This is a genomic window from Pseudomonas sp. AC169, from assembly GCF_979258515.1.
Genome location: NZ_OZ409866.1, coordinates 6793754 through 6818358 on the forward strand (window position 1 = coordinate 6793754; position 24605 = coordinate 6818358).

22 protein-coding genes are annotated in these 24605 nt (G+C 58.7%); 13 read left to right on the forward strand and 9 right to left on the reverse strand.

The genetic code is table 11. From position 1 onward, the window contains the following. Window positions 1-528 precede the first annotated feature (528 nt). Entirely contained in the window at window positions 529-822 is a 294-nt protein-coding gene (locus tag ACZZ0G_RS30165; RefSeq protein ID WP_463558775.1) for a fructose-bisphosphate aldolase, read from the forward strand. Between the two features lie 515 nt (window positions 823-1337). Beyond that, the gene (locus tag ACZZ0G_RS30170; protein ID WP_463395774.1) at window positions 1338-2078 is read left to right on the forward strand and encodes a hypothetical protein; all 741 of its coding nucleotides are present in this window, start codon (window positions 1338-1340) and stop codon (window positions 2076-2078) included. Between the two features lie 186 nt (window positions 2079-2264). Here ACZZ0G_RS30170 and ACZZ0G_RS30175 read toward each other — a convergent pair whose 3' ends face one another. The 4 genes from ACZZ0G_RS30175 to ACZZ0G_RS30190 form a co-directional block, all read right to left on the reverse strand. Further along, window positions 2265-2813 carry a cupin domain-containing protein gene (locus ACZZ0G_RS30175; RefSeq protein WP_007950154.1) on the reverse strand — a complete coding sequence of 183 codons (549 nt, stop codon included), beginning with the start codon at window positions 2811-2813 and terminating at the stop codon, window positions 2265-2267. Window positions 2814-3444: 631 nt separating this feature from the next. Continuing rightward, the gene (locus tag ACZZ0G_RS30180) at window positions 3445-4728 is read right to left on the reverse strand and encodes an NAD(P)/FAD-dependent oxidoreductase (protein WP_463558776.1); all 1284 of its coding nucleotides are present in this window, start codon (window positions 4726-4728) and stop codon (window positions 3445-3447) included. Between the two features lie 49 nt (window positions 4729-4777). Beyond that, on the reverse strand, window positions 4778-6268 hold the full coding sequence (locus ACZZ0G_RS30185) for an aldehyde dehydrogenase (RefSeq protein WP_034155535.1): 1491 nt from the start codon (window positions 6266-6268) through the stop codon (window positions 4778-4780). 270 nt (window positions 6269-6538) lie between these two features. Further along, the gene (locus tag ACZZ0G_RS30190) at window positions 6539-7915 is read right to left on the reverse strand and encodes a glutamine synthetase family protein (RefSeq protein ID WP_064120847.1); all 1377 of its coding nucleotides are present in this window, start codon (window positions 7913-7915) and stop codon (window positions 6539-6541) included. A 282-nt stretch (window positions 7916-8197) separates the two neighbouring features. Here ACZZ0G_RS30190 and ACZZ0G_RS30195 point away from each other — a divergent pair, with 282 nt between their 5' ends. The 5 genes from ACZZ0G_RS30195 (at window position 8198) to ACZZ0G_RS30215 (ending at window position 13408) form a co-directional block, all read left to right on the forward strand. Beyond that, window positions 8198-8959 (forward strand): gamma-glutamyl-gamma-aminobutyrate hydrolase family protein, encoded by a 762-nt coding sequence (locus ACZZ0G_RS30195; protein WP_463558777.1) that lies wholly within the window; start codon window positions 8198-8200, stop codon window positions 8957-8959. A gap of 346 nt (window positions 8960-9305) precedes the next feature. After that, window positions 9306-10448: an ABC transporter ATP-binding protein gene (locus ACZZ0G_RS30200; RefSeq protein ID WP_463558778.1), complete on the forward strand. Its 1143-nt coding sequence runs from the start codon at window positions 9306-9308 to the stop codon at window positions 10446-10448. A 29-nt stretch (window positions 10449-10477) separates the two neighbouring features. Then, window positions 10478-11359, forward strand: a complete 882-nt coding sequence (locus ACZZ0G_RS30205) for an ABC transporter permease subunit (RefSeq protein WP_463558918.1) — start codon at window positions 10478-10480, stop codon at window positions 11357-11359. After that, window positions 11356-12231 carry an ABC transporter permease subunit gene (locus tag ACZZ0G_RS30210; RefSeq protein ID WP_064120851.1) on the forward strand — a complete coding sequence of 292 codons (876 nt, stop codon included), beginning with the start codon at window positions 11356-11358 and terminating at the stop codon, window positions 12229-12231. The genes ACZZ0G_RS30205 and ACZZ0G_RS30210 overlap by 4 nt, the downstream gene beginning before the upstream one ends. Before the next feature lie 79 nt (window positions 12232-12310). Next, window positions 12311-13408: a polyamine ABC transporter substrate-binding protein gene (locus ACZZ0G_RS30215; RefSeq protein WP_463558779.1), complete on the forward strand. Its 1098-nt coding sequence runs from the start codon at window positions 12311-12313 to the stop codon at window positions 13406-13408. Window positions 13409-13568: 160 nt separating this feature from the next. Here ACZZ0G_RS30215 and thpR read toward each other — a convergent pair whose 3' ends face one another. Continuing rightward, window positions 13569-14090 carry an RNA 2',3'-cyclic phosphodiesterase gene (gene thpR, locus ACZZ0G_RS30220; RefSeq protein ID WP_463558780.1) on the reverse strand — a complete coding sequence of 174 codons (522 nt, stop codon included), beginning with the start codon at window positions 14088-14090 and terminating at the stop codon, window positions 13569-13571. Window positions 14091-14197: 107 nt separating this feature from the next. Here thpR and ACZZ0G_RS30225 point away from each other — a divergent pair, with 107 nt between their 5' ends. Further along, complete coding sequence (locus ACZZ0G_RS30225) at window positions 14198-14392, forward strand: hypothetical protein (RefSeq protein ID WP_463558781.1); 195 nt, start codon at window positions 14198-14200, stop codon at window positions 14390-14392. A 161-nt stretch (window positions 14393-14553) separates the two neighbouring features. Here ACZZ0G_RS30225 and ACZZ0G_RS30230 read toward each other — a convergent pair whose 3' ends face one another. Together ACZZ0G_RS30230 and ACZZ0G_RS30235 are read right to left on the reverse strand one after the other, a co-directional pair. Then, window positions 14554-14907 (reverse strand): DUF1428 domain-containing protein, encoded by a 354-nt coding sequence (locus ACZZ0G_RS30230; protein WP_463558782.1) that lies wholly within the window; start codon window positions 14905-14907, stop codon window positions 14554-14556. A gap of 2 nt (window positions 14908-14909) precedes the next feature. After that, window positions 14910-15992, reverse strand: coding sequence for a hypothetical protein (locus tag ACZZ0G_RS30235; protein WP_463558783.1), 1083 nt, complete (start codon window positions 15990-15992; stop codon window positions 14910-14912). 286 nt (window positions 15993-16278) lie between these two features. Here ACZZ0G_RS30235 and ACZZ0G_RS30240 point away from each other — a divergent pair, with 286 nt between their 5' ends. After that, the gene (locus ACZZ0G_RS30240) at window positions 16279-16557 is read left to right on the forward strand and encodes a hypothetical protein (protein ID WP_007918828.1); all 279 of its coding nucleotides are present in this window, start codon (window positions 16279-16281) and stop codon (window positions 16555-16557) included. 55 nt (window positions 16558-16612) lie between these two features. On the opposite strand, the gene ACZZ0G_RS30245 is transcribed toward ACZZ0G_RS30240, so the two are convergent. After that, complete coding sequence (locus tag ACZZ0G_RS30245; RefSeq protein ID WP_463558784.1) at window positions 16613-16816, reverse strand: hypothetical protein; 204 nt, start codon at window positions 16814-16816, stop codon at window positions 16613-16615. 243 nt (window positions 16817-17059) lie between these two features. Between ACZZ0G_RS30245 and ACZZ0G_RS30250 the strand changes: the two genes are divergently transcribed. From ACZZ0G_RS30250 to paoC, 4 genes are all read left to right on the forward strand, one after another. Further along, on the forward strand, window positions 17060-18814 hold the full coding sequence (locus tag ACZZ0G_RS30250) for an L-lactate permease (RefSeq protein WP_463558785.1): 1755 nt from the start codon (window positions 17060-17062) through the stop codon (window positions 18812-18814). 287 nt (window positions 18815-19101) lie between these two features. Beyond that, complete coding sequence (gene paoA, locus ACZZ0G_RS30255) at window positions 19102-19725, forward strand: aldehyde dehydrogenase iron-sulfur subunit PaoA (protein WP_463558786.1); 624 nt, start codon at window positions 19102-19104, stop codon at window positions 19723-19725. Then, window positions 19722-20678, forward strand: a complete 957-nt coding sequence (locus tag ACZZ0G_RS30260; RefSeq protein ID WP_463558787.1) for an FAD binding domain-containing protein — start codon at window positions 19722-19724, stop codon at window positions 20676-20678. Before paoA ends, ACZZ0G_RS30260 begins: the two co-directional genes overlap by 4 nt. Beyond that, window positions 20675-22873, forward strand: a complete 2199-nt coding sequence (paoC, locus tag ACZZ0G_RS30265; protein ID WP_463558788.1) for an aldehyde oxidoreductase molybdenum-binding subunit PaoC — start codon at window positions 20675-20677, stop codon at window positions 22871-22873. The genes ACZZ0G_RS30260 and paoC overlap by 4 nt, the downstream gene beginning before the upstream one ends. Window positions 22874-24032: 1159 nt before the next feature. On the opposite strand, the gene ACZZ0G_RS30270 is transcribed toward paoC, so the two are convergent. Then, window positions 24033-24509, reverse strand: a complete 477-nt coding sequence (locus ACZZ0G_RS30270) for a (R)-mandelonitrile lyase (protein WP_463558789.1) — start codon at window positions 24507-24509, stop codon at window positions 24033-24035. Window positions 24510-24605 lie beyond the last annotated feature (96 nt).

Here is a 24605-nt window from a genome sequence, read left to right on the forward strand (position 1 = left end):
AGAGGGTGTGCGAAGAAGGTGCGGTGCGCCAGACGAGTAGTTATCGCCTAACGGCTCGCGCAATTTCGATATCTGAAAACTTCGTAGGAAAACACCCCGTGTGGCGAGGGAACTTACTCCCGCTGGGCTATGAAGCGGCCCCAAAGCCAGATAGTCCGTTTCTCCCAGACATACCGTACGCCCCGGATTACGACGACTGCATCGCCGTGCGGGAGCAAGCTCCCTCGCCACAGGTGCGCGTTTCACGTCCTACAGGTCGGTTGTGGATGGTGAAATTGCTGCCTAGAGTGGATCTGTCGCTGACCGCCGTTAGCGATGGGTTTCGCAGCCCTAACGAGAAATTGGCTAACACCGTCTAGCGACAATTCTGGCAAAATTCGCCGGCATTACGTTTTATGGCGGTTGTGTGCGGGAGACTTTCGAGTCTGCCGAGTCTGGTTTCTCCTCGGTCTGCGAACCCGCTCACAACCGCCACCCATCTTGTTTCGCAGCAAAACGGTGGCTCATTTTTACTGAGAGGCCTTTGCTATGACGATCAAAAAACCGCTCCACCACTACGCCCACATGTCCCACCCCGCCACCGACCAGCCCGTCCTCCTCATCGACACCAACGCCCCACTACGCGACCTCCACGCCTGCGCAGCCGAACGCCTCAACGCCGTCCTCAAATACCTTGACCTCATCGCCTGTACCCGCCTCGCCGATCACGCAGAACACGACATCAACACCGTAACCAACATCGCCAGAATCATGGTGCAGGATGTGAGTGATGTGTTTCGGGTGATTGAGCTGCGGGGGTTTGATATGCATATTCAGCGGTAGAATTTTTAATGTAACGCCCCCTTGCCGTTGTTTTTTCCAGGGCGCAACCCCAAAAAGTAGGTGATTACCCATGAGATCTTTACCACGCCTCACCGACTAAAGCCTAAAACCCTTCCCCCGGTTGAAAATCTGATGGCACTCTGACACCCATCAGAGCAAAATACCGGGGTAGTGGCTTTGACTCTTCTTAACGTCACGCAATACACCTACTTCGAAGGAAAGGATTCCCGGATAAAAAGAGTTCTCCACGTTCATATTCTTCAAACAAACCGATTGCCATGCTGAATACTTTCATTATTTGGGCGAATTACGATTGACCGGAAACTTAAAACCAGTTAGCGCCTTTATCACTGCAAGAAATTTTCTGAAAACTCATCAACCACTATTATGAAATAACTTAACGATGCACAGAAAATATAAAAAACCAGCAACACCCTAAAACAACAAACCAGACCACCTGCAACATAATCAAAACAAACAAACCACGCACCAACTCAAAAATGGACCTTAAAACCATGAGCAACAATTCGGACAAAAACTGGTGGGAATTTTACGGAATACGATACGCACAAGGCACTGTTATCGGCGCAATGATTGTATATTTCCTATTTTCTCAAAATGAAAACCTAAAAAAACTTCTCTTTCTGCCAACCGAAGCTAAAGATTTTGGCATGGCGCATCTAGTATTATTAGCCATTTATGGACTGACATATTGTTATATTGCAAGCGCACCGATACTTGTTCTTCACGCCGGACGAGCAATGATATTCAAAAGTGCTATTAATCCAAACCCTTATGACGGAATGATTTCGCGCATTCTTTGGCTTTTTATATTCTCGCTAACAGTTCCTTCCTATCTCGCTACCTGCGGGGTTTTAACCGTAGCCGAAGCCGGAGCATGGAGCGCATATCTTCTACTAGTATTCTTTCAGCTACAGATAGTAATCAATATTTTCAATAGAAAATGGAAGATGGTAATTCGCTTCTATAAAAAAATTATTGAGCGGCGACAAAAACCTGAAAATTCAGGATATGTAGAATCTTATAAACACATGCGCGAACATGGAAACTCTTTCCTTATCGTCATCTTCCAGATGTTACTTGCATTACCTCTATACATACTTGCATGCGCCCCAGGCATCGCTCCAACCACAACAATAAAAAATCTATTTATAATACTTCTCTTCTGGACTGTGCCTGCAGCATTTATTTGGGCCTTCGCCACAAAAATAGAAAACAACCTTCAAAAATTATGAATCACTCTAAAATCAAAAATATTAATACTTATAACTGACAACACTCCAAACCAAATTATCTAAAATCAAAAAAATGGCAGACCTAATTATAAGGTCTGCCATCATCACTACAGGCTTACCACGTCCTTATGAAAGGAGGCGTAAAGCCGTAAAGTTGTTATCTCAAACAACAATAGTTATGCACATTCAAAAATTCGCCGGCGTATTCGCACTGATAATCTCAGCCTCATCCGCCCCGATATTCCGAAACTTATGCGGCAATGTCGTCGGAAAATAATACCCATCCCCCGCATTCAACACACTCACCGACCCATCCACGGTCAACTCCACCGTGCCCCGCGTCACCAACCCACACTCCTCGCCCTCAGCATGCACAATCGGCTCTTCCCCGGAACTCGCGCCCGGTGCGTATTGCTCGCGCAGCAAGCGCATCTGGCGGCTGGGCACGGAGGCGCCGATCAGCAGCAGGCGCAGGCCGTGGCGGCCGAGGTCGGGTTGTTCGTTGGCGCGGAAGACGTATTGGTGTTCGCGCGGGGGTTGGTCGAAGGTGAAGAAGTCGGCCAGGGACATCGGTATGCCTTCGAGCAGCTTTTTCAGTGAGCTGACGGAAGGACTGACGCGATTCTGTTCGATCAGGGAAATGGTGGCATTGGTCACGCCGCTACGCCGGGCCAGCTCGCGCTGGGAGAGTTTGTAGCTTTCGCGTACTAGTTTGAGTCGAGAACCCGTATCCATGACTGCCTTATGTGAGAAGTACTTAGGCTCTGCGCGAAAACTGCCTGCGCGACGATCATGCTGCGTTGAAAACAGGCTCGGAATGCTCATGTAGGGCCCTACACTCCGCTTCCTCGCCTGTTTTTGCCTTGCCTGATCGCCGCTCGGCGGTTCTCGCGCAGACCCACGGGTAATGGGGGTGGGTGGCGGGTGCCGCGCGAGGGGCGCGGATCACGTTGCTCCCGTGTCCCGGAACCGTGAAAGGCGGCTATTAAATCACGTTTGCCGGTGTTGCTCAGCAGGTTCGATGGACGGTGGGGTAAAAGTCCTTCTGGCCTTGGTAATGCAGTCACTGCGGGAGCGAGCTTGCTCGCGAAAGCGGTGTGTCAGACGACATGGAAGTTGGCTGATATGGCCTCTTCGCGAGCAAGCTCGCTCCCACAGTTGGATCTCTTTTGTGTCAGTTGGCTTGGTGGCAGATGTCAGACTGTCATCGCTGGCAAGCCAGACTCCCACAGGGTTCCAGATGTTTCTGTGGGAGGGAGGATGACTGGGCTGGCCTCATCGCGAGCAGGCTCACTCCTACAGTTGGAGCTTCGGTGCGTCAGGTAAAAAAACCGGCGGGGTCTTGGGCCGCCGCCGGGGAGGTAACCTAGATGCCGAAGCGGTCGCGCAAGGAGTAGTAGGCGGCGCCGAGGGCGGTGAGTGGCGCGGAGAAGGTGCGGCCGCCGAGCATTGGCATGTGCGGCAAGGACGCGAATGCGTCGAAACGTTCGGCATCGCCGCGGATCATTTCCGAGATCAGTTTGCCGGCGAGGTGCGAGCAGGTGACGCCGTGGCCGCTGTAGCCTTGCATGTAGTAGGCGTTCTTTTCGATGCGGCCGAATTGCGGCATGCGTGACATGGTCAGCAGGAAGTTGCCGGTCCAGCGGTAGTCGATCTTGACGTCTTTGAGCTGCGGGAAAGTCTTGAGGATCTTCGGGCGGATCAGTTGTTCGATGTCGTCCGGCTCACGTGCGCCGTAGACCACACCGCCGCCGTACAGCAGTCGGTTGTCAGCGGTGAGGCGGTAGTAATCCAGCAGGTAGTTGCAGTCTTCGACGCAGTAGTTGTTGGTGATCAGGCTGCGCGCCTGTTTCTCGGTCAAGGGTTCGGTGACGACAATCTGCGAGCCGCACGGCATGCTTTTCGCGGTCACGCGGTTGTCGAGGCCTTGTGGCAGGTAGGCGTTGCCGGCGATCAGCAGGTACTTGGCGCGAACCTGGCCTTTGGCGGTACGCACGGTAATCGGCTCGCCGTAGGTGATTTCCACGGCAGCGGACTGCTCGTAGATCTTGCCGCCCAAACGCGTGATCGCAGCCGCCTCACCGAGCGCCAGGTTCAGTGGGTGAACGTGGCCGCCCTGCATGTCCAACAGACCGCCGACATAAGCATCGGAGCCAACTTCACGCCGGATATCCGCTGCGTCGAGCATCTTCAGATTGCGGTTGCCGTAACGCTCCCAGCCGCGCTTTTGCTCGGCCAGACCGTTAAGTTGTTTTTTGTTCATCGCTGCGAAAATGCCGCCCGGGCGGTAGTCGCACTTGATGTCGTATTCCTTGATGCGCGAACGGATGATGTCGGCGCCTTCGAAGATCATGCTGCCGAGAATTTCTGCAGTCTTGTCGCCGTAGCGCTCTTCGATCACGTCGACGTCGCGGCTGTAGGAGTTGACCAGTTGACCGCCGTTGCGACCGCTGGCGCCGTAGCCGACTTTCGCCGCTTCCAGCACCGTCACTTTGTAGCCGGCTTCGGTCAGGAACAGCGCCGAAGACAGGCCGGTGTAACCGGCGCCGATGATGCAGACGTCGCACTCGACCGACTCTTCCAGAACCGGAAAGTCGATGACTTCGTTGCGGGTGGCGGCGTAGTAGCTGTTTACGTGTTGCTGTTTCATACGTTTCTCCGAGGGTCGCCAATAGAAAGCGACCACCGCTGTAATAGAGTCAGAGCTTGATCCAGGTCGCTTTCAGCTCGGTGTACTTGTCGAACGCGTGCAGCGATTTGTCGCGACCATTGCCCGACTGTTTGAAGCCACCGAACGGTGCGGTCATGTCGCCGCCGTCGTACTGGTTGACCCAGACGCTGCCGGCGCGCAGACCACGGGCGAAGGTGTGCGCCTTGCTCAGGTTGCTGGTCCAGACGCCGGCGGCGAGGCCGAAAATGCTGTCGTTGGCGATCTGCAGCGCTTCTTCGGCGGTGTCGAAGGTGATCAGCGACAGCACCGGGCCGAAGATTTCTTCCTGAGCGATGGTCATCGCGTTGGTCACGCCGTCGAAGAGCGCCGGTTGCACATAGAGGCCGCCGGTTTCTTCGAGGGTGCGCTGGCCGCCGGCAATCAGCTCGGCGCCCTGCTCGCGACCGATGCTGATGTAGCGCAGCACGTTGTCGAGTTGACGCTGATCGACCACGGCGCCGACAGTGGTGGCTGGATCGAGTGAATGACCCGGTTTCCACGCTTGCAGCGCTTCCACCAGCAGCGGAATGAATTGTTCACGGATCGAACGCTCGACCAGCAAACGCGAACCGGCGGTGCAGACTTCGCCCTGATTGAAGGCAATGGCGCCGGCCGCCGCTTGTGCTGCCGCGCGCAAGTCCGGTGCGTCGGCAAACACCACGTTCGGGCTCTTGCCCCCGGCTTCGAGCCAGACGCGTTTCATGTTGCTTTGGCCGGCATAAATCATCAGTTGTTTGGCAATCGCCGTGGAGCCGGTGAAGGCCAGCACGTCGACGTCCATATGCAACGCCAGCGCCTTGCCGACGGTGTGGCCGAAGCCTGGCAGGACGTTGAACACGCCTTTCGGAATGCCGGCATCCAGCGCCAGTTGCGCGATGCGGATGGCGGTCAGTGGCGACTTTTCCGAAGGTTTCAGAATGAACGAGTTGCCCGCTGCCAGCGCCGGGGCGAACTTCCAGCTGGCCATGATCAACGGGAAGTTCCACGGCACGATGGCCGCGACCACGCCGGAAGGCTCGCGAGTGACGAGGCCGAGTTGGTCGTGCGGTGTGGCGGCGACTTCGTCGTAGATTTTGTCGATGGCTTCGGCGCTCCAGCGGATCGCGTTGGCGGTCGCCGGGATGTCGATGCTCATCGAATCGCTGATCGGTTTACCCATGTCGAGGGTTTCCAGCAGCGCCAGTTCTTCCTGGTTCTGCAGGATCAGATCGGCGAAGCGGATCAGGATGCGCTTGCGCTCGGCCGGGGCTTTTTTCGCCCAGATGCCGGATTCGAAAGACTGGCGTGCGACTTCGACGGCGAGGTTGGCGTCGGCTTCATCGGTGCTGGCCACGGAGGCGAGGAAACGGCCGTCAACGGGGCTCAGGCATTCGAAGGTATCGCCACTGATGGCCGGGCGGTATTCACCATTGATGAACGCGCGGGCTTCGATGGTCAGGGACTGGAAGCGTTGTTCCCAGTCGTTGCGGGTCGTTGTCATTGTTGTGGCTCGACAAGGGGGGATTGGGGGTGTTGTCTGGCTGCGATGTCTGGCTTGGGATGGCTGCCCTCACCCTAGCCCTCTCCCGGAGGTAGAGGGGACCGATTGGGGGATGCTCAGAATCTCCGCCGACCTGAAAAATCTTTGCCGAATCCATAATCGACTGGATCGTTCAGGTCGCCGAATATCTCAAGACAACCCGGTCAGTCCCCTCTCCCTTTGGGAGAGGGTTAGGGTGAGGGGCTTTTGGCTTTTGGGGGCCTCAGCCAATCACACCGTATGCAGATACCAGTTGTACTCAAGATCAGAAATCGAGTTCTCGAACTCGGCCAGCTCGCTCTCCTTACAAGCGACAAACACGTCGATGTACATCGGGTCGATGTAGCGGGCCATGACTTCGCTGTCGTCCAGCTCGCGCAGTGCGTCGCGCAGGTTGTTCGGCAGGCTCTGTTCGTTCTGTTCGTAGCTGTTGCCTTCCACCGGGGCGCCCGGCTCGATCTGGTTGGTCAGACCGTGGTGAATACCGGCCAGCACCGAAGCCATCAGCAAGTAGGGGTTGGCGTCAGCACCGGCAACACGGTGCTCGATGCGCACGGCGTCCGGTGAACCGGTCGGTACGCGCACGGCCACGGTGCGGTTGTCGATGCCCCAGCTCGGCGAGTTCGGTACGTAGAACTGCGCGCCGAAGCGGCGGTATGAGTTGACGTTCGGGCAGAGGAACGCCATTTGCGCAGGCAGGGTCTCCAGCACACCGCCGATCGCGTGACGCAATGCGGCGTTCTGCTCGGGATCCTCGCTGGCGAAGATGTTGTTGCCTTCTTTGTCCAGGATCGAAATGTGTACGTGCAAACCGTTGCCTGCCTGGCCCGGATACGGCTTGGCCATGAAGGTGGTGTCCATCTCGTGGTCGTAGGCGATGTTCTTCACCAGACGCTTGAGCAGGACGGCGTAGTCGCACGCTTTAATCGGGTCGGAGACGTGATGCAGGTTGACTTCAAACTGCGCCGGGGCGCTTTCCTTGACGATCGCGTCAGCCGGGATGCCCTGCTCTTTCGCGCCTTCGAGGATGTCTTGCAGGCAATCGACGTACTCGTCGAGATCGTCGATCAGGTACACCTGAGTCGACACCGGACGCTTGCCGGACACTGGCGAACGTGGCGACTGCGGACGGCCGTTCACGTTGTCCTGGTCGATCAGATAGAACTCGAGTTCGAACGCCGCGCAAATAGTCAGACCGAGGTCGTCGAATTTGCGTACGACGTTGGCCAGCACTTCACGCGGGTCAGCGAAGAACGGCTGGCCTTCGATCTCGTGCATGGTCATGAGCAGTTGTGCGGTTGGGCGTTTCTGCCACGGCTCGATGCTCAAGGTGCCGGGGATCGGATAGCAAATGCGGTCAGCGTCGCCGATGTCCAGACCCAGGCCGGTGCTTTCCACCGTGGAGCCATTGATGTCGAGGGCGAAAAGCGAGGCCGGCAGGTTGATGCCTTTCTCGTAAACCTTATGAAGACTGGTGCGTTCGATGCGCTTGCCGCGCACCACACCGTTCATATCCGCAATCAGAAGGTCGACGTACAAAACCTCAGGATATTTCTTAAGGAATGCGTTTGCTTCGTTGAGTTGAACGGTACGCAGAGGGACCGACATGATGCACCTATTTAGCTGTTAATTATTATGTTCACTGCTGTTTCGCCGAGCCAGTCAACCCGAACGGCAAAGTGAAGTCAATAGCGAACAGATGACCGCTCAGGGTTTATTTTTCGGGCTTTTTTTAACACTTGCGTGCCAATAGAGGTGCCAAAGCCCCGAGAATCATGAAGATTTGATGAACGGCGTTTAGAATTTTTTACATGGCAGTTGTTAATTAAAATCAACGAGGCTAAGCTCCGGAAAAGCTCGTTCAAGTGTCAAACTTCGAGGTGAATAAAAATGGCATTCAAGCCATTGATCGGCGTTACTGCGTGCGTCAAACAGATTGGCCTGCACCCCTACCACATCAGCGGCGACAAGTACGTACGTGCTGTCAGCGTTGGCGCTAACGGGCTGCCAGTGGTCATTCCTTCTCTTGGCAACCTGACTGAAATCGACGACCTGCTTGGTCAACTCGACGGTCTGTTGCTGACCGGCTCGCCCTCGAACGTGGAACCTTTCCACTATCAAGGCCCGGCCAGCGCACCCGGCACGGATCACGATCCGGCGCGGGATGCCACCACCCTTCCTTTATTGCGTGCAGCCATCGCGGCGGGCGTTCCGGTGCTCGGCATTTGCCGTGGTTTCCAGGAAATGAACGTGGCGTTCGGCGGCAGCCTGCACCAGAAGGTGCACGAGCTGCCGGGCATGCTCGATCACCGCGAAGCCGACAGCCCTGATGTGGCCGTGCAATACGCACCGGCCCATGCGGTGACTGTGCTCGGCGGTGGCGTGTTCGAAGCACTGGAACTGCCGAGCGAGTTTCAGGTGAACTCGATTCACAGCCAGGGCATCGATCGCCTCGCCCCCGGCCTGCGCGCCGAAGCGATGGCGCCGGACGGATTGATCGAGGCGGTCTCGGTCGAGCACAGCCCGACCTTCGCCCTCGGCGTGCAATGGCACCCGGAATGGCAAGTACTCGACAACCCGAATTACCTGAAGATTTTCCAGGCGTTCGGCGCGGCTTGCCGGCAACGGGCAGCGGGGCGCAACAAGCGCTGATTCAACCCAAGAATACGCAACGATTTACTGCCCCCATGGATGTCGGGTGTGCCTTTGCGCATCCGTCATTCGTGAACAACAACACCCGTAATAACAACAAGTACGACCCAGGCAGCCAGGACGGCGGCGCCGAACAAGCCAGGACAGCCCACTGAAAATGTGGCCCCTGTAGGAGCTGCCGAAGGCTGCGATCTTTTGATGTTGATTGTAAAAAACAAGATCAAAAGATCGCAGCCTTCGGCAGCTCCTACAGGGCCATATGCGAGGGGGATGGTTGTTCCTGGCTTGCAATCCACTTAAGCCCGGCCACATTGGCCAGGCGAACGAAACCTGTTGGGAGTTTCACATGGCAAACGCCTCCAGCACTTACAGGAAGGCACTTGAAGGTCATCAGCAACCGAAAAAGGTGCTGGTGAAAGTCGATCGTGTCACCAAGAAGTTCGACGAAACCGTGGCAGTGGACGATGTGTCCCTGGAGATCCATCAGGGCGAAATCTTTGCCCTGCTCGGTGGCTCCGGATCGGGCAAATCGACCCTGCTGCGCATGCTCGCCGGTTTCGAGCGCCCGACCGAAGGGCGGATTCTGCTCGACGGCGTGGACATCACCGACATGCCGCCGTACGAGCGGCCGATCAACATGATGTTCCAGTCCTACGCGCTGTTCCCACACATGACCGTCGCGCAGAACATCGCCTTCGGCCTCAAGCAAGACCGTTTGCCCGCCAGCGAAATCGACGCCCGTGTCGATGAAATGCTGCGTCTGGTGCACATGACCCAATACGCCAAACGCCGCCCGCACCAGTTGTCCGGCGGTCAGCGTCAGCGCGTCGCCCTCGCCCGCTCGCTGGCCAAGCGTCCTAAGCTGTTGCTGCTCGACGAGCCGATGGGTGCACTGGATAAAAAGCTGCGTTCGCAGATGCAACTGGAGCTGGTACAGATCATCGAACGCGTTGGCGTGACCTGCGTGATGGTGACTCACGACCAGGAGGAGGCCATGACCATGGCCGAGCGCATCGCGATCATGCACCTCGGCTGGATCGCCCAGATCGGCAGCCCGGTCGACATCTATGAAGCACCGGTCAGCCGCATGGTCTGCGAGTTCATCGGCAACGTTAACGCTTTCGACGGCACCGTGGTGGAAGACCTTGAAGGTCACGCGATCATCCACAGCCCGGACTTGCAGCAAAAGATTTACGTCGGTCACGGCGTCAGCACCTCGGTGCAGGACAAGTCGATCACCTACGCGATTCGTCCGGAAAAAATGCTCGTCAGCACCACCCAACCCGAGTTTCGCTACAACTGGTCCGAAGGCAAGGTGCACGACATCGCCTACCTCGGCGGTCACTCGGTGTTCTACGTCGAATTGCCCGGCGGCAAAATCGTCCAGTCGTTCATGGCCAACGCCGAACGCCGTGGCGCACGTCCGACCTGGGACGACAAAGTCTACGTGTGGTGGGAAGACGACAGCGGCGTGGTACTGCGCTCATGAAAACCTTCAATCAGCAATTCCTGCGCCTGGTGCCCAGCGGGCGAAAACTGGTGATCGGCATTCCGTTCATCTGGCTGTTCCTGTTCTTCATGCTGCCGTTCTTTCTGGTAATGAAGATCAGTTTCTCGGAAGCCGCGCTGTCGATCCCGCCGTACTCGGAGATCTACACCTACGCCGAACAGAAATTCCAGCTGCTGCTGAACATCGGCAACTACACCATGCTCGGCGAAGACGAGCTGTACCTGTCGGCCTACCTCGGTTCGCTGAAAGTCGCGACGCTGAGCACGATGATGTGCCTGCTGATCGGTTTTCCGATGGCCTACGCGATCACCAAGACCGGCAAGGAAACGCAAAACGTCCTGCTGCTGTTGATCATGATGCCAACCTGGACTGCGATCCTGATCCGCGTTTACGCGTGGATGGGCATCCTCAGCAACAACGGCCTGCTCAACGCGTTTCTGATGTGGACGGGGCTCACCGATCACCCGATCGAGATCCTCAACACCAACACCGCTGTGTATATCGGTGTGGTTTACGCGTATTTGCCGTTCATGGTGTTGCCGCTGTACGCCAACCTCGTCAAGCACGACGGCAGCCTGCTGGAAGCCGCGCAGGATCTGGGTTCGAGCAACTTCAACAACTTCTGGAAAATCACCGTACCGCTGGCCAAGAACGGGATTATTGCCGGCTGCATGCTGGTGTTCATTCCGGTGGTCGGTGAGTTCGTGATTCCTGAACTGTTGGGTGGCCCGGAGACGCTGATGATCGGTCGCGTGCTGTGGCAAGAGTTCTTCAATAACCGCGACTGGCCGGTGGCGTCCGCGCTGGCGGTGGTGATGCTGTTGATCCTGATTGTGCCGATTCTGCTGTTCAACCGCAGCCAGGCCAAAGAGATGGAGGCACGGGGATGAAACGCTTCGGTTTTTCCAAGTTCATGCTGATCTTCGGCCTGATGTTCATTTATCTGCCGATGCTGATTCTGGTGATCTACTCGTTCAACGCCTCGAAACTGGTGACGGTGTGGGGCGGCTGGTCGGTGAAGTGGTACGTCGGTTTGCTCGACAACACGCAACTGATGGGCTCGGTGGTGCGCTCACTGGAAATCGCCTGCTACACCGCGATTGCCGCCGTTGCATTGGGCACCCTCGCCGCTTTCGTCCTGACCCGTGTAACGCGCTTCAAGGGTCGCACCTTGTTCGGTGGCCTGGTCACCGCGCCGTTGGTGATGCCGGAAGTTATCACCGGTCTGTCGCTGTTGCTGCTGTTTGTGGCCATGGCACAGTTGATCGGTTGGCCGCAGGAGCGCGGCATCGTCACGATCTGGATCGCCCACACCACGTTTTGTGCCGCTTATGTCGCGGTGGTAGTCTCCGCGCGCCTCCGCGAACTGGATCTGTCGATCGAAGAAGCAGCGATGGACCTCGGTGCGAAGCCGTTCAAGGTGTTTTTCCTGATCACCATTCCCATGATTGCGCCGTCGCTGGCGGCGGGCGGGATGATGTCGTTCGCTCTGTCGCTGGATGACCTGGTGTTGGCGAGCTTCGTTTCCGGTCCGGGTTCGACGACCCTGCCGATGGAAGTATTCTCGGCGGTGCGCCTGGGCGTGAAGCCTGAGATCAACGCCGTGGCCAGCCTGATTCTGCTGGCGGTGTCGCTGGTGACCTTTCTGGTCTGGTACTTCGGTCGCAAGGCAGAAGCCAACCGCAAAAAAGCGATTCAGGAAGCGATGGATCAGACGGCGAACGAGTCGTGGCAACCTCAGCAATCCGCAGCAACCGCTTAACCTGTATCCCTGACCCTCTCCCTCGGGAGGGGGTCAGGGGGCTTTGCGTAACGTGAATAAAAACAATGGAGTTGTACCGATGAAAATGTTTGGCAGGACTCTGCTGACACTGTCCTTAATGGGCGCAATGGTCATGGGCGCCCAGGCCAACGACAAGGTGCTGCGTGTTTATAACTGGTCCGATTACATCGCGCCGGACACCGTCAAGAAGTTCGAAGACGAGACCGGCATCCGCGTGACTTATGACGTCTTCGACAGCAACGAAACCCTTGAGGCACGTTTGCTGGCAGGCAAATCCGGCTACGACCTGGTCGTGCCGTCGAACAGTTTCCTGGCCAAGCAGATCAAGGCCGGCGTGTATCAAACGCTGGACAAATCGAAGCTGCCGAACTGGAAGAATCTCAACCCGGTGCTGCTGAAAAACGCCGCCGCCAGTGATCCGGACAACGCCCACGCGTTCCCGTACATGTGGGGCTCGATCGGCATCGGGTTCAACCCGGCCAAGGTCAAGGAAGTGCTCGGCGCCAACGCCCCGACCAATTCCTGGGACTTGCTGTTCAAGCCGGAAAACGCAGAAAAACTGAAAGCCTGCGGCATCAGTTTCCTCGACTCGCCGACCGAAATGATCCCGGCCGCCCTGCACTACCTGGGCTATCCGGTGAACGACAAGGACACCGCGCACATCAAGGAAGCCGAGGCGCTGTTCATGAAGATTCGCCCGAACGTGGCGTATTTCCATTCCTCGAAATACATCTCCGATCTGGCCAACGGCAACATCTGCGTGGCGGTCGGTTACTCCGGCGACGTGCTGCAGGCCAAGGCCCGCGCGGTGGAATCGGGCAACAACGTGGTGATCGACTACAGCATTCCCAAGGAAGGCGCCGGCAGCTTCTACGACATGATCGCCATCCCGCGCGATGCGGCGAACGTCGAGAACGCTTACCTGTTCATGGACTTTCTGATGCGTCCGGACATCATCGCCGAGATCACCAACAGCAACGGCTACAGCAACGCCAACGCGGCGGCTACGCCACTGGTGGATGAAGCGATCCGCAACGATCCTGGCTCGTATCCTTCGCAAGCGGTAATGGCGACGTTGTATGCGGTGCCGGATCAACCGATTGCCACGCAGCGAATCATGACCCGTGGCTGGACCCGGGTGAAACTCGGTAAGTGAGCCGATGATCGTTCCCACGCTCCGCGTGGGAACGATCAGTGTAAAAATTTCCCGTTCACGCAGCGCCTTACCACCGCTGCACCCTGCTATGAACGGCCTCACCTGGCTCCCTCGGCTCAGGTGAATTCTCAGGCGCCCTCGGGCGCCTTTTTTTGTGCCGTCATATCAACGGCCAGTCTTGCAGAACCCGATAGCGCCCCTTGTGTGATTCGAACAGGGCGAAGCGCTCGGCACGCAGGAAAAACTCCGGCGGCGTGGCGGATTCCGGCTCCGGCGCACGGTACTCACGTGCCAGGGTCAGATGCGGGCGAAACTCGCGTGGCGTCTCTTCAAAGCCAAACGGCAACATCGCCTGCTCCAACGCATAAACCAAGCGCAACAACGCCTGCGGTGCCTGCTCCGGCGCCAGCGACAACACGCCTGCGCGATGCCAGACCTGCAAGCGATCCAGCGCAATCTTCAGCGCCTCACCCGGCGTACGCACTTGCCCCGCAGCCTCGCAGACTTCATTGATGTGCGCCAATGGCACCGCACCGAGAAACAGCAGCGTCAGATGAAAATTGTCGGCCGGCACCGGTTTACCGATTCGCAAGCCCAACTCCCCTCGCCACTGAGCAATCGCCTTGCGTTGCGCCGGCGGGCAATCGAGGGCGAAAAACAGTCGCTTTGTTTCATCGGTCATGGCCCTGCTCCCCTGTTCATCGTGATCCGCCGGATTCTACACAGCCTGATCTGACGACTCGCGACAGGAAGCTATAGTTCAAGGATTGCCATCAACCGGAGGCCGCCATGCGCGAGATCCTCAGCAAAGAACCGTGGTGGGCCCGCCCGCCGCATCCCGGGCAGGATGAGAAGGAACTGGAATGGGGTTGGCTGGTGCATTACAGCGAGGGTGAGCCGCGCTTCGAGTTCGTCCGCGAACGCCCCACGGATGAACAGATCCGCGAGCGCAAAAGTTGCCGCATCACTCCCTCAACCGAGTGATCGCAGCATTGAAACCTAACCCTGTGGGAGCGAGCCTGCTCGCGAAGGCAGTGTGTCAGTCGGCAAAACGGTGACTGATTCACCGCTTTCGCGAGCAGGCTCGCTCCCACAGGGTTTTGTGGTGAAGCATGCATCTTGCCCATTCAAAATTTGGCAGGCGTTCAGGGCTCAAGGATGTTCTTGAAGCCGCCAAATATCATCCGTTGGCCGTCGAACCCCATCGGGTTGACGTCCGGTTGCATGCGCGGATCCTCCATCATTTTGGCCATGCCCGTATCGCGGGTGGCTTTGTCCGGCCAGATCAGCCAGCCGGCCGACACCGTCTCGCCTTCCTTGAGTTTGACCGCCATCGGGAATGAGGTGACTTTGCCCTCCGGCACGTCATCGCCCCAGCACTGAATCACCTCCTGTGCACCGTATTCCTTGAACAGTTTCGCGGCGATTTCACAGTGCTTTTTGTACTGCTCGCGGTTGGCATTCGGCACAGGCGCTACAAAAATATCGATGTAAGCCATGATCACTCTCCTTGCACGTTGGGTTCGATCTGCTGACTGGTCGATTGCGGTGGCTGCCATTCGACACGATTCACACCCAAACCGACCGACGGTTCCTCGCCCCCGCCCAGATTGCGCTCGACCTGCCCGGCCATGTGCAGCGTGCCGGCCATGACCCCGGTGGTCGGGTTTTGCACCAGCTTCAGCCAGGCTTTGTCGAAGGTGCTGCCCAGACTGCTGCGGATCAGCGCTTCGCTGTCCGGACGGTCATTGGCCTGGATGATCGCGCGAATGCCCGCCACACCCACTGAAATCAACCCGCCGGCCAGTTTCCCTGCAGCAGCGGCGACCGCACTGGCAGCGCCACGCGGGGCCATTTCCGCTTCCATCCGCTGACTGGCGCGCTTGGCCACCGGCGCCATGCCGGCATCGGTCGAGGCAATACCTTTGGCGCCGCCCTCGGTGTGGATCTTGTCGATCAACGCGGCGTAGGCCGGCAGCGTATTCAGCGGCTCGGTACTGATGACCTTAAACAGCGAAGCATCCCGCGCCGGTGGCGGGCCGAGCGCGATGGCGGGGATTTTCTGCAAGCGTCCATTGAGCTGACCAACGGGCACACCATGGCGCTGGGCGATGAGCGGCATCTGCTGCGCCATCAACTGCGCATAGAACGCCGTGGCCTGCCCGAGAATCGCATCCGGATCGATTTCCACCGCCACCGGCGCCAGCACCCTTTCCTGATATTGCTCAAGCAGATACGCCGCCAGCCGCTTGGCCGAGGCGTCCTGTTCGCCACCGGCATTGATCGTGTACCAACTGACCTTCATCGACAGCCATTCCTGGGTCCAGTAGCTGCTGAACCACGGAATGAAATTTTCTTCAGTTTGCTGATAGACGCGAGTACGCCAATGTTCCATCGAACCACGGGCGAATACCTTTACTTGCTCGGTGGACTGCTGCGAAGCGCTGACGATTTCGCGGTCGATCTGCTGCCAGGTCTGCGGCGAGACAAACACGGCTTGCGGCGCTGCCACCGGCGCCCGCGCCGAGGTGGCGCAGCCGGCCAGCAACAACAGTGCGGCGACGAGCAGCGCACGCGGGTTCACGGTGGTGGTTTCCTTTAAACAGGGAGGATGCAGATTGAGTATAGGTGTGGGTGCAAGGCCGTTTGTCCGGTTGTGGCTGGACTGGCGCCTTCGCGAGCAGGCTCGCTCCTACAGGGGAATGCGTTTCAAAGTGGGAGCGAGCCTGCTCGCGAAGGCGCCACCAGCAACACCCCAAAAACCCGAACCATCACTGCCATCGATATTCACCATCGCCACGATTGCCTTCCGCCCACCGCCCAGCAAAGGCACGATTAAGCCATCCGAAACACAACGAGGAGTTCACAACATGATTCACACCCACGTCACACTCTCCGTGAGTTTCCCGGTGTTCGGCAGCAACTATTACGACCAGCACGCCGTATCGCACAAGGCTCAGGCACTGGTGTTCAACGAAGATTTCGAAGATCTGCTGATGCCCGCCGCCACCAATCATTTCAGCAATGAAGTGGTCGGCATCAACGATCAGTTCCGTTTTCTGAGCGACATTCTCGCCACCCATTTGCTGGACATCGAGGCCTCTGTGCCTGCGCGATCCAGCGTCCGGGCGAGCGCTCACTTTTCTTAAGCAACAGCTCTAAACAAAGAGGGCGTCCCATCGCGGGACGCCCTCTTGCGTTCAATCAATCATCATCCCGATCACGGTAGTAGCGACGCCCGTCGCGGCGATCATCGCGATCATCCCAGCGCCGGTCATGATCGTAATTGCGGCCATGGTCGTGGTCATAATGCCGGCCATGGCGGTGGTCATCATCAAAATCCGCGACACAGCCGCCGAGCAATACGGCGGCGGTCACGGTCAGCAGCATCGTTGTAGCGCGCTTCATTCAATACTTCCCTAAAACCAAGGTCTTGACGACGGAGTCGGCGACGCTGCCCACGCCTTCAGGACGCGGTGCGCGCAGCCGCAGATACGACCGGGCAAAACGCCGTTGATTCAGTGGCCACTATTGACCGTTTGTCGCCCCGCCCGTGCGGCCCGAGCGGCGGCGAAATGCCACCTATACTGCTTGCAACCTAGCCCCACGCAATGGATCTGCGCCCTCAAAAACAACAAGCAGAGGTGGACCATGGTCTGGCAGCAAATTTACGACCCGTTCGGCAACCCGGTGATCTCCACGCTCATGGCCGCCGTACCGGTGGTGGTGATGCTCGCTGCGCTGGCGTTCTTTCATGTCAAAGCGCATCTCGCGGCGTTGCTGGCGCTGGCGTCCGCCCTGCTCATCTCGATTTTTGCCTTCGGCATGCCGGCGAGCATGGCCGGTTCTGCCGCGTTGTTCGGCGCGGCCAATGGCTTGCTGCCGATCGGCTGGATCGTCCTCAACATCATCTTTCTGCATCGCCTGACCACCGAGAACGGCTCGTTCAAAGTGCTGCAGGATTCTCTAGCGCGCATTACCGATGACCGTCGTTTGCAGTTGCTGCTGATCGCCTTCTGCTTCGGTGCGTTTTTCGAAGGTGCGGCGGGGTTCGGTACGCCGGTGGCGGTGACCGGGGCGATTCTGATCGGTCTCGGTTTTTCGCCGTTGGCGGCGTCGGGTCTGGCGTTGATCGCCAACACCGCGCCGGTCGCGTTTGGTGCGCTGGGCACGCCGATCATCACCTTGGCCAAAGTCACCGGGCTGGATGAAATGGAACTGTCGATGATGGTTGGTCGGCAGTTGCCCTTCTTCTCGGTGCTGGTGCCGTTCTGGTTGATCTGGGCGTTTGCCGGGTGGCGCAAGATGCTCGAGATCTGGCCGGCGATTCTGGTAGCCGGGGTGAGTTTCGCCGTGCCGCAATTTCTCGTTTCGAACTACCACGGGCCGATGCTGGTGGACGTGATTGCTGCGCTGATTTCCATGGCCTGTCTGACGTTGTTCCTGAAGGTGTGGAAACCGGCGACCATTCACACCTCCGCTGCGCTTTCGGGGCGCGTCGACAACTCCAAGGTCGAAGAAGAAAAAGTCACTGCCAGCGCCGCGTTCAGTGATCAGGCGCGGCCGGCGGTGATGCGCGCGTGGATGCCGTGGATCATCCTCACGGTGTTCGTGTTTGCCTGGGGCACACAGGGTTTCAAGAACATGTTCGACACCCGCCCAGCGATTGATCCGGTCACCCAGTCGGCCAAGCTTGATCCCGCAGGCAAACCGCTGCGCGAGGCCAACCCGATTTTCGCTCCGGCGGTGACCTTTACCACCCTGCACCTGCAAATCGAAAAAGTACCGCCGGTGGTCGCGGCACCGAAGGCTGAAGAAGCGGTGTACAAATTCACTTGGCTCACCGCCACCGGCAGCGGGATCTTGCTGGCAGCGATTGTCGGCGGTTTGCTGATGGGCTATTCGATCCCGCAGCTGATCAAGCAGTACTTGCGCACATTGTGGGTGGTGCGGTTTTCGTTGATCACCATTGCGGCAATGCTGGCGCTGGGGTTTCTCACGCGTTACTCGGGACTCGACGCGACCATGGGTCTGGCGTTTGCGGCGACGGGAATTTTCTATCCGATGTTCGGCACGTTGCTCGGTTGGCTGGGTGTGGCACTGACCGGGTCGGATACCGCGTCGAACGTGCTGTTTGGCGGCTTGCAGCGGGTCACCTCGGAACAGCTCGGCATCAGCCCGGTCTTGATGGCGGCGGCGAACAGTTCCGGCGGGGTGATGGGCAAAATGGTCGATGCGCAATCGATCGTGGTCGCCTCCACTGCGACCCGCTGGTATGGGCATGAGGGCGAGATTCTGCGCTACGTGTTCTTTCACTCGATTGTGTTGGCGATCCTGGTCGGCGGGCTGGTGACATTGCAGGCATATGTGGCGCCGTTTACTTCGATGGTGGTGGGCGGGCATTAGGGCGGCCATACACCAATCCAATGTGGGAGCGAGCCTGCTCGCGAAGGCGTCCGGTCTGCCAGTGAAGATATTGGCTGTGCCGGCCTCTTCGCGAGCAGGCTCGCTCCCACAGGGCTGTGTGTGGTCCAGACGATTAATGAGCCACACGCATAACTCTATAGCGCAAATCCGACAAAACCTTTTCCTCTCTCCGACAGTCACTCCTTAACGAGACCGGCGATGACGCTGGCTGCCCGTTTGGGCCATTCGCACCCCGCTGCCCTGATGAAGAGAAAAGGAATCGAACCATGACGATTTCCCGACGCAGATTTCTGATACTCGGCGCCGTGACCGCTACCGCCTTCGCGATGCCGCCGTTTATCAGCCTCAAGGCCTACGCGGCTAACCTGGAGCAACCGGCCATGAGCAAAGTGACGATCAACGTCAACGGCAAGCCGCGCGAGCTTGACGTCGACACCCGCATCACCCTCCTCGACGCCTTGCGCGAGCACCTGCACCTGACCGGCAGCAAAAAAGGCTGTGACCACGGCCAGTGCGGCGCCTGCACGGTGATCGCCGATGGCCGGCGCATCAATTCCTGCCTGACCCTGGCGGTGATGCATGAAGGCAATGAGATCACCACCATCGAAGGCCTCGGCATGCCCGACAATCTGCACCCGATGCAGGCCGCGTTCATCAAGCATGACGGCTATCAGTGCGGCTATTGCACGCCGGGGCAGATCTGCTCGGCAGTGGCGGTGATCAAAGAGATACGCGACGGCATCCCCAGCCACGTCAGTGAGAGCCTCACCGAGGCGCCGCAGTTGATTGCCCGTGAGTTTCAGGAGCGCATGAGCGGCAATATCTGCCGCTGCGGCGCCTACTCGAACATCATTGAAGCGATCACGGAAGTCGCGGAGGTGCCGGCATGAGACCGTTCAATTACAGCCGCGCCGACTCCCCCGCCGAGGCCGCCGCACAAGCTGCGCAAGTTGAAGGCGCGCGCTTCATCGCTGGCGGCACCAACTTGCTCGACCTGATGAAACTCGACATCGAAACCCCGCTGCACCTGATCGATGTCAATCACCTCGGGCTGGACCAGATCGAGGCCACGCCCGAAGGCGGATTGCGCATCGGCGCACTGGTGCGCAACACCGATCTGGCGGCTGACACGCGCGTCAGAAAAGATTACGCACTACTCTCCCGCGCCTTGCTCGCCGGGGCTTCCGGGCAGTTGCGCAACATGGCGACCACCGCCGGCAACCTGCTGCAACGCACGCGCTGCCCGTATTTCTACGACACCAATCAGGCCTGCAACAAACGCCAACCCGGCAGCGGTTGCGCGGCGATTGGCGGCGTGAGTCGACAACTGGGGATCATCGGCGTCAGCGAGGCATGCATCGCCACGCACCCGAGCGACATGGCCATCGCCATGCGTGCCCTCGATGCGCAGATTGAAACGGTGAAACCCGATGGCACGTCTCGCAGCATTGCCATCGCCGATTTTCATCAATTGCCGGGCACTACGCCGAACATCGAAACCAGCCTCACGCCTGGCGAGTTCATCACCTCGGTGACGTTGCCTGCGCCGCTCGGCGGCACTCACGTTTATCACAAGGTGCGTGATCGCTCGTCCTATGCGTTCGCGCTGGTCTCGGTCGGTCTGATCCTGCAAAAGGACGGCAGCGGCCGCGTCGCCGTCGGCGGTATCGCGCCGAAACCATGGCGGGTTGAAGCCGCCGAAGCATTGCTGCCCCAAGGCGCCAAAGCCGTCAGCGCACGCCTGCTCGACGGCGCTACGCCGACTCACGACAACCAGTTCAAACTGACCCTGGTCGAGCGCACGCTCGGTTCGGTGTTGGCGCAAGCGAGGGATGAAGCATGAAATTCGACACGCCCGCCACCACCAACCCGATCGACCAGTTGAAGGTCATTGGCCAGCCCACCGAGCGCATCGAAGGCCCACTGAAAACCAGCGGCCAGGCGCCGTACGCCTACGAACAACATGAGGCGGTGGCCAATCAGGCTTACGGCGTCATGGTCGGCTCGGCCATCGCCAAGGGGCGGATCAACAACATCGATCTTGAGGCAGCCAAAGCCGCGCCCGGTGTGCTCGCCATCGTCACCGCCGCCAACGCCGGCAAACTCGGCAAAGGCAAATACAACGCCGCGCATTTGTTGGCCGGGCCGGAGATTCAGCACTACCACCAGGCCGTCGCGCTGGTGGTTGCCGAGACGTTCGAGCAAGCCCGTGCGGCGGCGCAAATGGTCAAAGTCGACTACGTCGCCGCCAAGGGCGAATTCGAGCTGGCCAGCGTGCGCGACAAAGGCGTCGAACCGAAAGAGGAATTGCCCGACGTCAGCCACGGCGATTTCGCCAAGGCATTCGCCGCCGCGCCGGTGCAGTTCGATCAGACCTACACCACGCCGGATCAGTCCCACGCGATGATGGAACCGCACGCCACGTTGGCGGCGTGGAAAGGTGATCAACTGACCTTGTGGACCTCCAATCAAATGATCGCCTGGAGCGTCGGCGACATCGCCACGACGCTCGGTTTGCCCAAGGAAAAGGTGCGGCTGGTATCGCCGTACATTGGCGGCGGTTTCGGTGGCAAGTTGTTCATACGTGCCGATGCCATCCTCGCCGCCCTCGGTGCACGTATGGCCGGCAGACCGGTGAAAGTCGCCCTCGCCCGCCCGCAGATCGCCAACAACACCACCCACCGCCCAGCGACGATTCAGCGCATTCGCATGGGCGCAACGGCGGACGGCAAACTCACCGCGATCGCCCATGAAGGCTGGTCGGGCAATCTGGCGGAAGGCAAAGTCGAGGTCGCGGCGCAGCCGAGTCAGTTGCTGTACGCCGCTGAAAATCGACTAGTGAGCATGCGCCTGGCTCCGTTGGACCTGCCCGAAGGCAACGCCATGCGTGCGCCCGGTGAAACCCCGGGGTTGATGGTGCTGGAAATCGCCATGGACGAGATGGCCGAGCAGCTCAAACTTGATCCGATCCAGTTCCGCATTCTCAACGACACCCAGGTCGATCCGGTGAAAACCGAGCGGCCGTTTTCGCAGCGACGTCTCGTCGAATGCCTGCAAACCGGTGCGGAGAAATTCGGCTGGAGTCAGCGCCATGCGCAACCGGGTACGCGGCGTGAGGGTCGCTGGCTGATCGGCATGGGTGTCGCGGCGGCGATCCGCAACAACCTGCTGGTCAAGTCCGGTGCGCGGGTACGGCTGGAGCGTGACGGCAAGGTCACCGTGGAAACCGACATGACCGATATCGGCACTGGCAGCTACACGATCATCGCGCAGACGGCGGCCGAGATGATGGGCGTTGATTTGAAGGATGTGAGCGTGCATCTGGGCGATTCGAGTTTTCCGGTGTCGGCAGGCTCCGGCGGGCAATTCGGCGCCAACTGCTCGACTGCTGGAGTGTATGCCGCGTGTATGAAATTGCGCGAAGCGGTGGCGGGCAAGCTGGGCATGGCGGCGGATCAGGCGGAGTTTGTCGACGGTCAGGTGCGGCTCGGCAGCAAGAGCGTGCCATTGCGCAATGCGACTGAAGGCGGCGCGCTGATCGGCGAGGACAGCATCGAGTTCGGTGATCTGGCCGAGAAGTATCAGCAGTCGACGTTTGGTGCGCATTTCGTCGAAGTCGCTGTCGACGCTGCCACCGGTGAAGTACGCGTGCGGCGCATGTTGGCGGTGTGTGCAGCGGGGCGGATTCTCAATCCGACATCGGCGCGCAGCCAGGTTATCGGGGCAATGACCATGGGCGTCGGTGCGGCGCTGATGGAAGAGTTGGCGGTGGACAAGAAGCTGGGCTTTTTCGTCAACCATGATCTGGCCGGGTACGAGGTGCCGGTGCATGCCGACATTCCGCATCAGGAGGTGATTTTCCTCGATGAGACCGATCCGGTGTCTTCGCCGATGAAGGCCAAGGGTGTTGGTGAATTGGGGATTTGCGGGGTCAGTGCGGCGGTGGCGAATGCGATCTACAACGCTACGGGGGCTAGGGTGCGGGAGTATCCGATTACGCTGGACAAGATATTGTCGTCGTTGCCGGAGATGATCTGAACCCTGAAAAGCCCCTCACCCTAGCCCTCTCCCAGAGGGAGAGGGGACCGATTGGGGGATTTTCGGGAGCTGCGCCGACTTGAACGTCTTGCTGTGAATCCGTTATCGATAGAGCATTTTCAAGTCGATAGATAACGCTTTGCTGTGAATCCATAATCGACTCGGTCTCTCAGGTCGATGTATGACGCAAGACACTGCGGTCGGCCCCCTCTCCCTCCGGAAGAGGGCTGGGGTGAGGGAAATTGGATAGTCTCACCGACCTGAAGGATCGGCTGTGAATCCATAATCGACTCGGTCTCTCAGGTCGATGTATGACACCAGACACCTCGGTCGGCCCCCTCTCCCCCCGGGAGAGGGCTGGGGTGAGGGAAATTGGGTAGTCTCACCGACCTGAAGGATCGGCTGTGAATCCATAATCGACTCGGTCTCTCAGGTCGATGTATGACGCCAGACACCTCGCTCGGCCCCCTCTCCCTCCGGGAGAGGGCTGGGGTGAGGGAAATTGGATAGTCTTCACCGACCTGAAGGATCGGCTGTGAATCCATAATCGACTCGGTCTCTCAGATCGATGTATGACACAAGACACCTCGGTCGGCCCCCTCTCCCTCCGGGGGTGAGGGCTGGGGTGAGGGAAATTGGATAGTCTCACCGACCAAGGATCGGCTGTGAATCCATAATCGACCCGGTCTCTCAGATCGATGTATGACACAAGACACCTCGGTCGGCCCCCTCTCCCTCCGGGGGTGAGGGCTGGGGTGAGGGAAATTGGGTAGTCTCACCGACCTGAAGGATCGGCTGTGAATCCATAATCGACTCGGTCTCTCAGGTCGATGTATGGCGTCAGACACCTCGGTCGGCCCCCTCTCCCTCCGGGAGAGGGCTGGGGTGAGGGAAATTGGATAGTCTCACCGACCTGAAGGATCGGCTGTGAATCCATAATCGACTCGGTCTCTCAGGTCGATGTATGACGCCAGACACCTCGGTCGGCCCCCTCTCCCCCCGGGAGAGGTCTGGGGTGAGGGAAATTGGATAGTCTCACCGACCTGAAGGATCGGCTGTGAATCCATAATCGACTCGGTCACTCAGGTCGATGTATGGCGTCAGACACCTCGGTCGGCCCCCTCTCCCCCCGGGAGAGGGCTGGGGTGAGGGAAGCGCTTCACTCGGATCGCGGATATTGCTCGGCACTCACCTGCTCCATCCACTCCACCACCTTGCCATCGAGCACTTCAGCAATCGCGATATGCGTCATTGCAGTGGTGGGCGCCGCCCCATGCCAATGCTTGGCCCCCGGCGCAATCCAAACCGTATCCCCTGGACGAATCTCACGAACCGGCTGCCCCCACTCCTGCACAAAACCGGAACCCGCCGTGACGATCAAGGTCTGCCCCAACGGATGGGTATGCCACGCGGTACGCGCGCCCGGCTCAAACGTCACCGTCGCACCACTGACCCGCGCCGCTTCGGAGCCTTTGAACGGCGCATCCACCCGCACAGTGCCAGTGAACCAATCTGCCGGGCCCTTGGCCGAAGGTTGCGAACCATTCGGTGTAACAGTCACGCGTGGGAGTTCATTGGCTTGCACCTCACCCGCCAACAGGGAAAGGGTCAACGCAGAAGCGGCGATCGGGTTCATGGCAATGTCTCCAAATAAACAGTGCCACTACTCTAACGGCATCAACTCTTCAGATAATCGACTAGAATTCGAAAAAACTTATGCAGGACAATCATC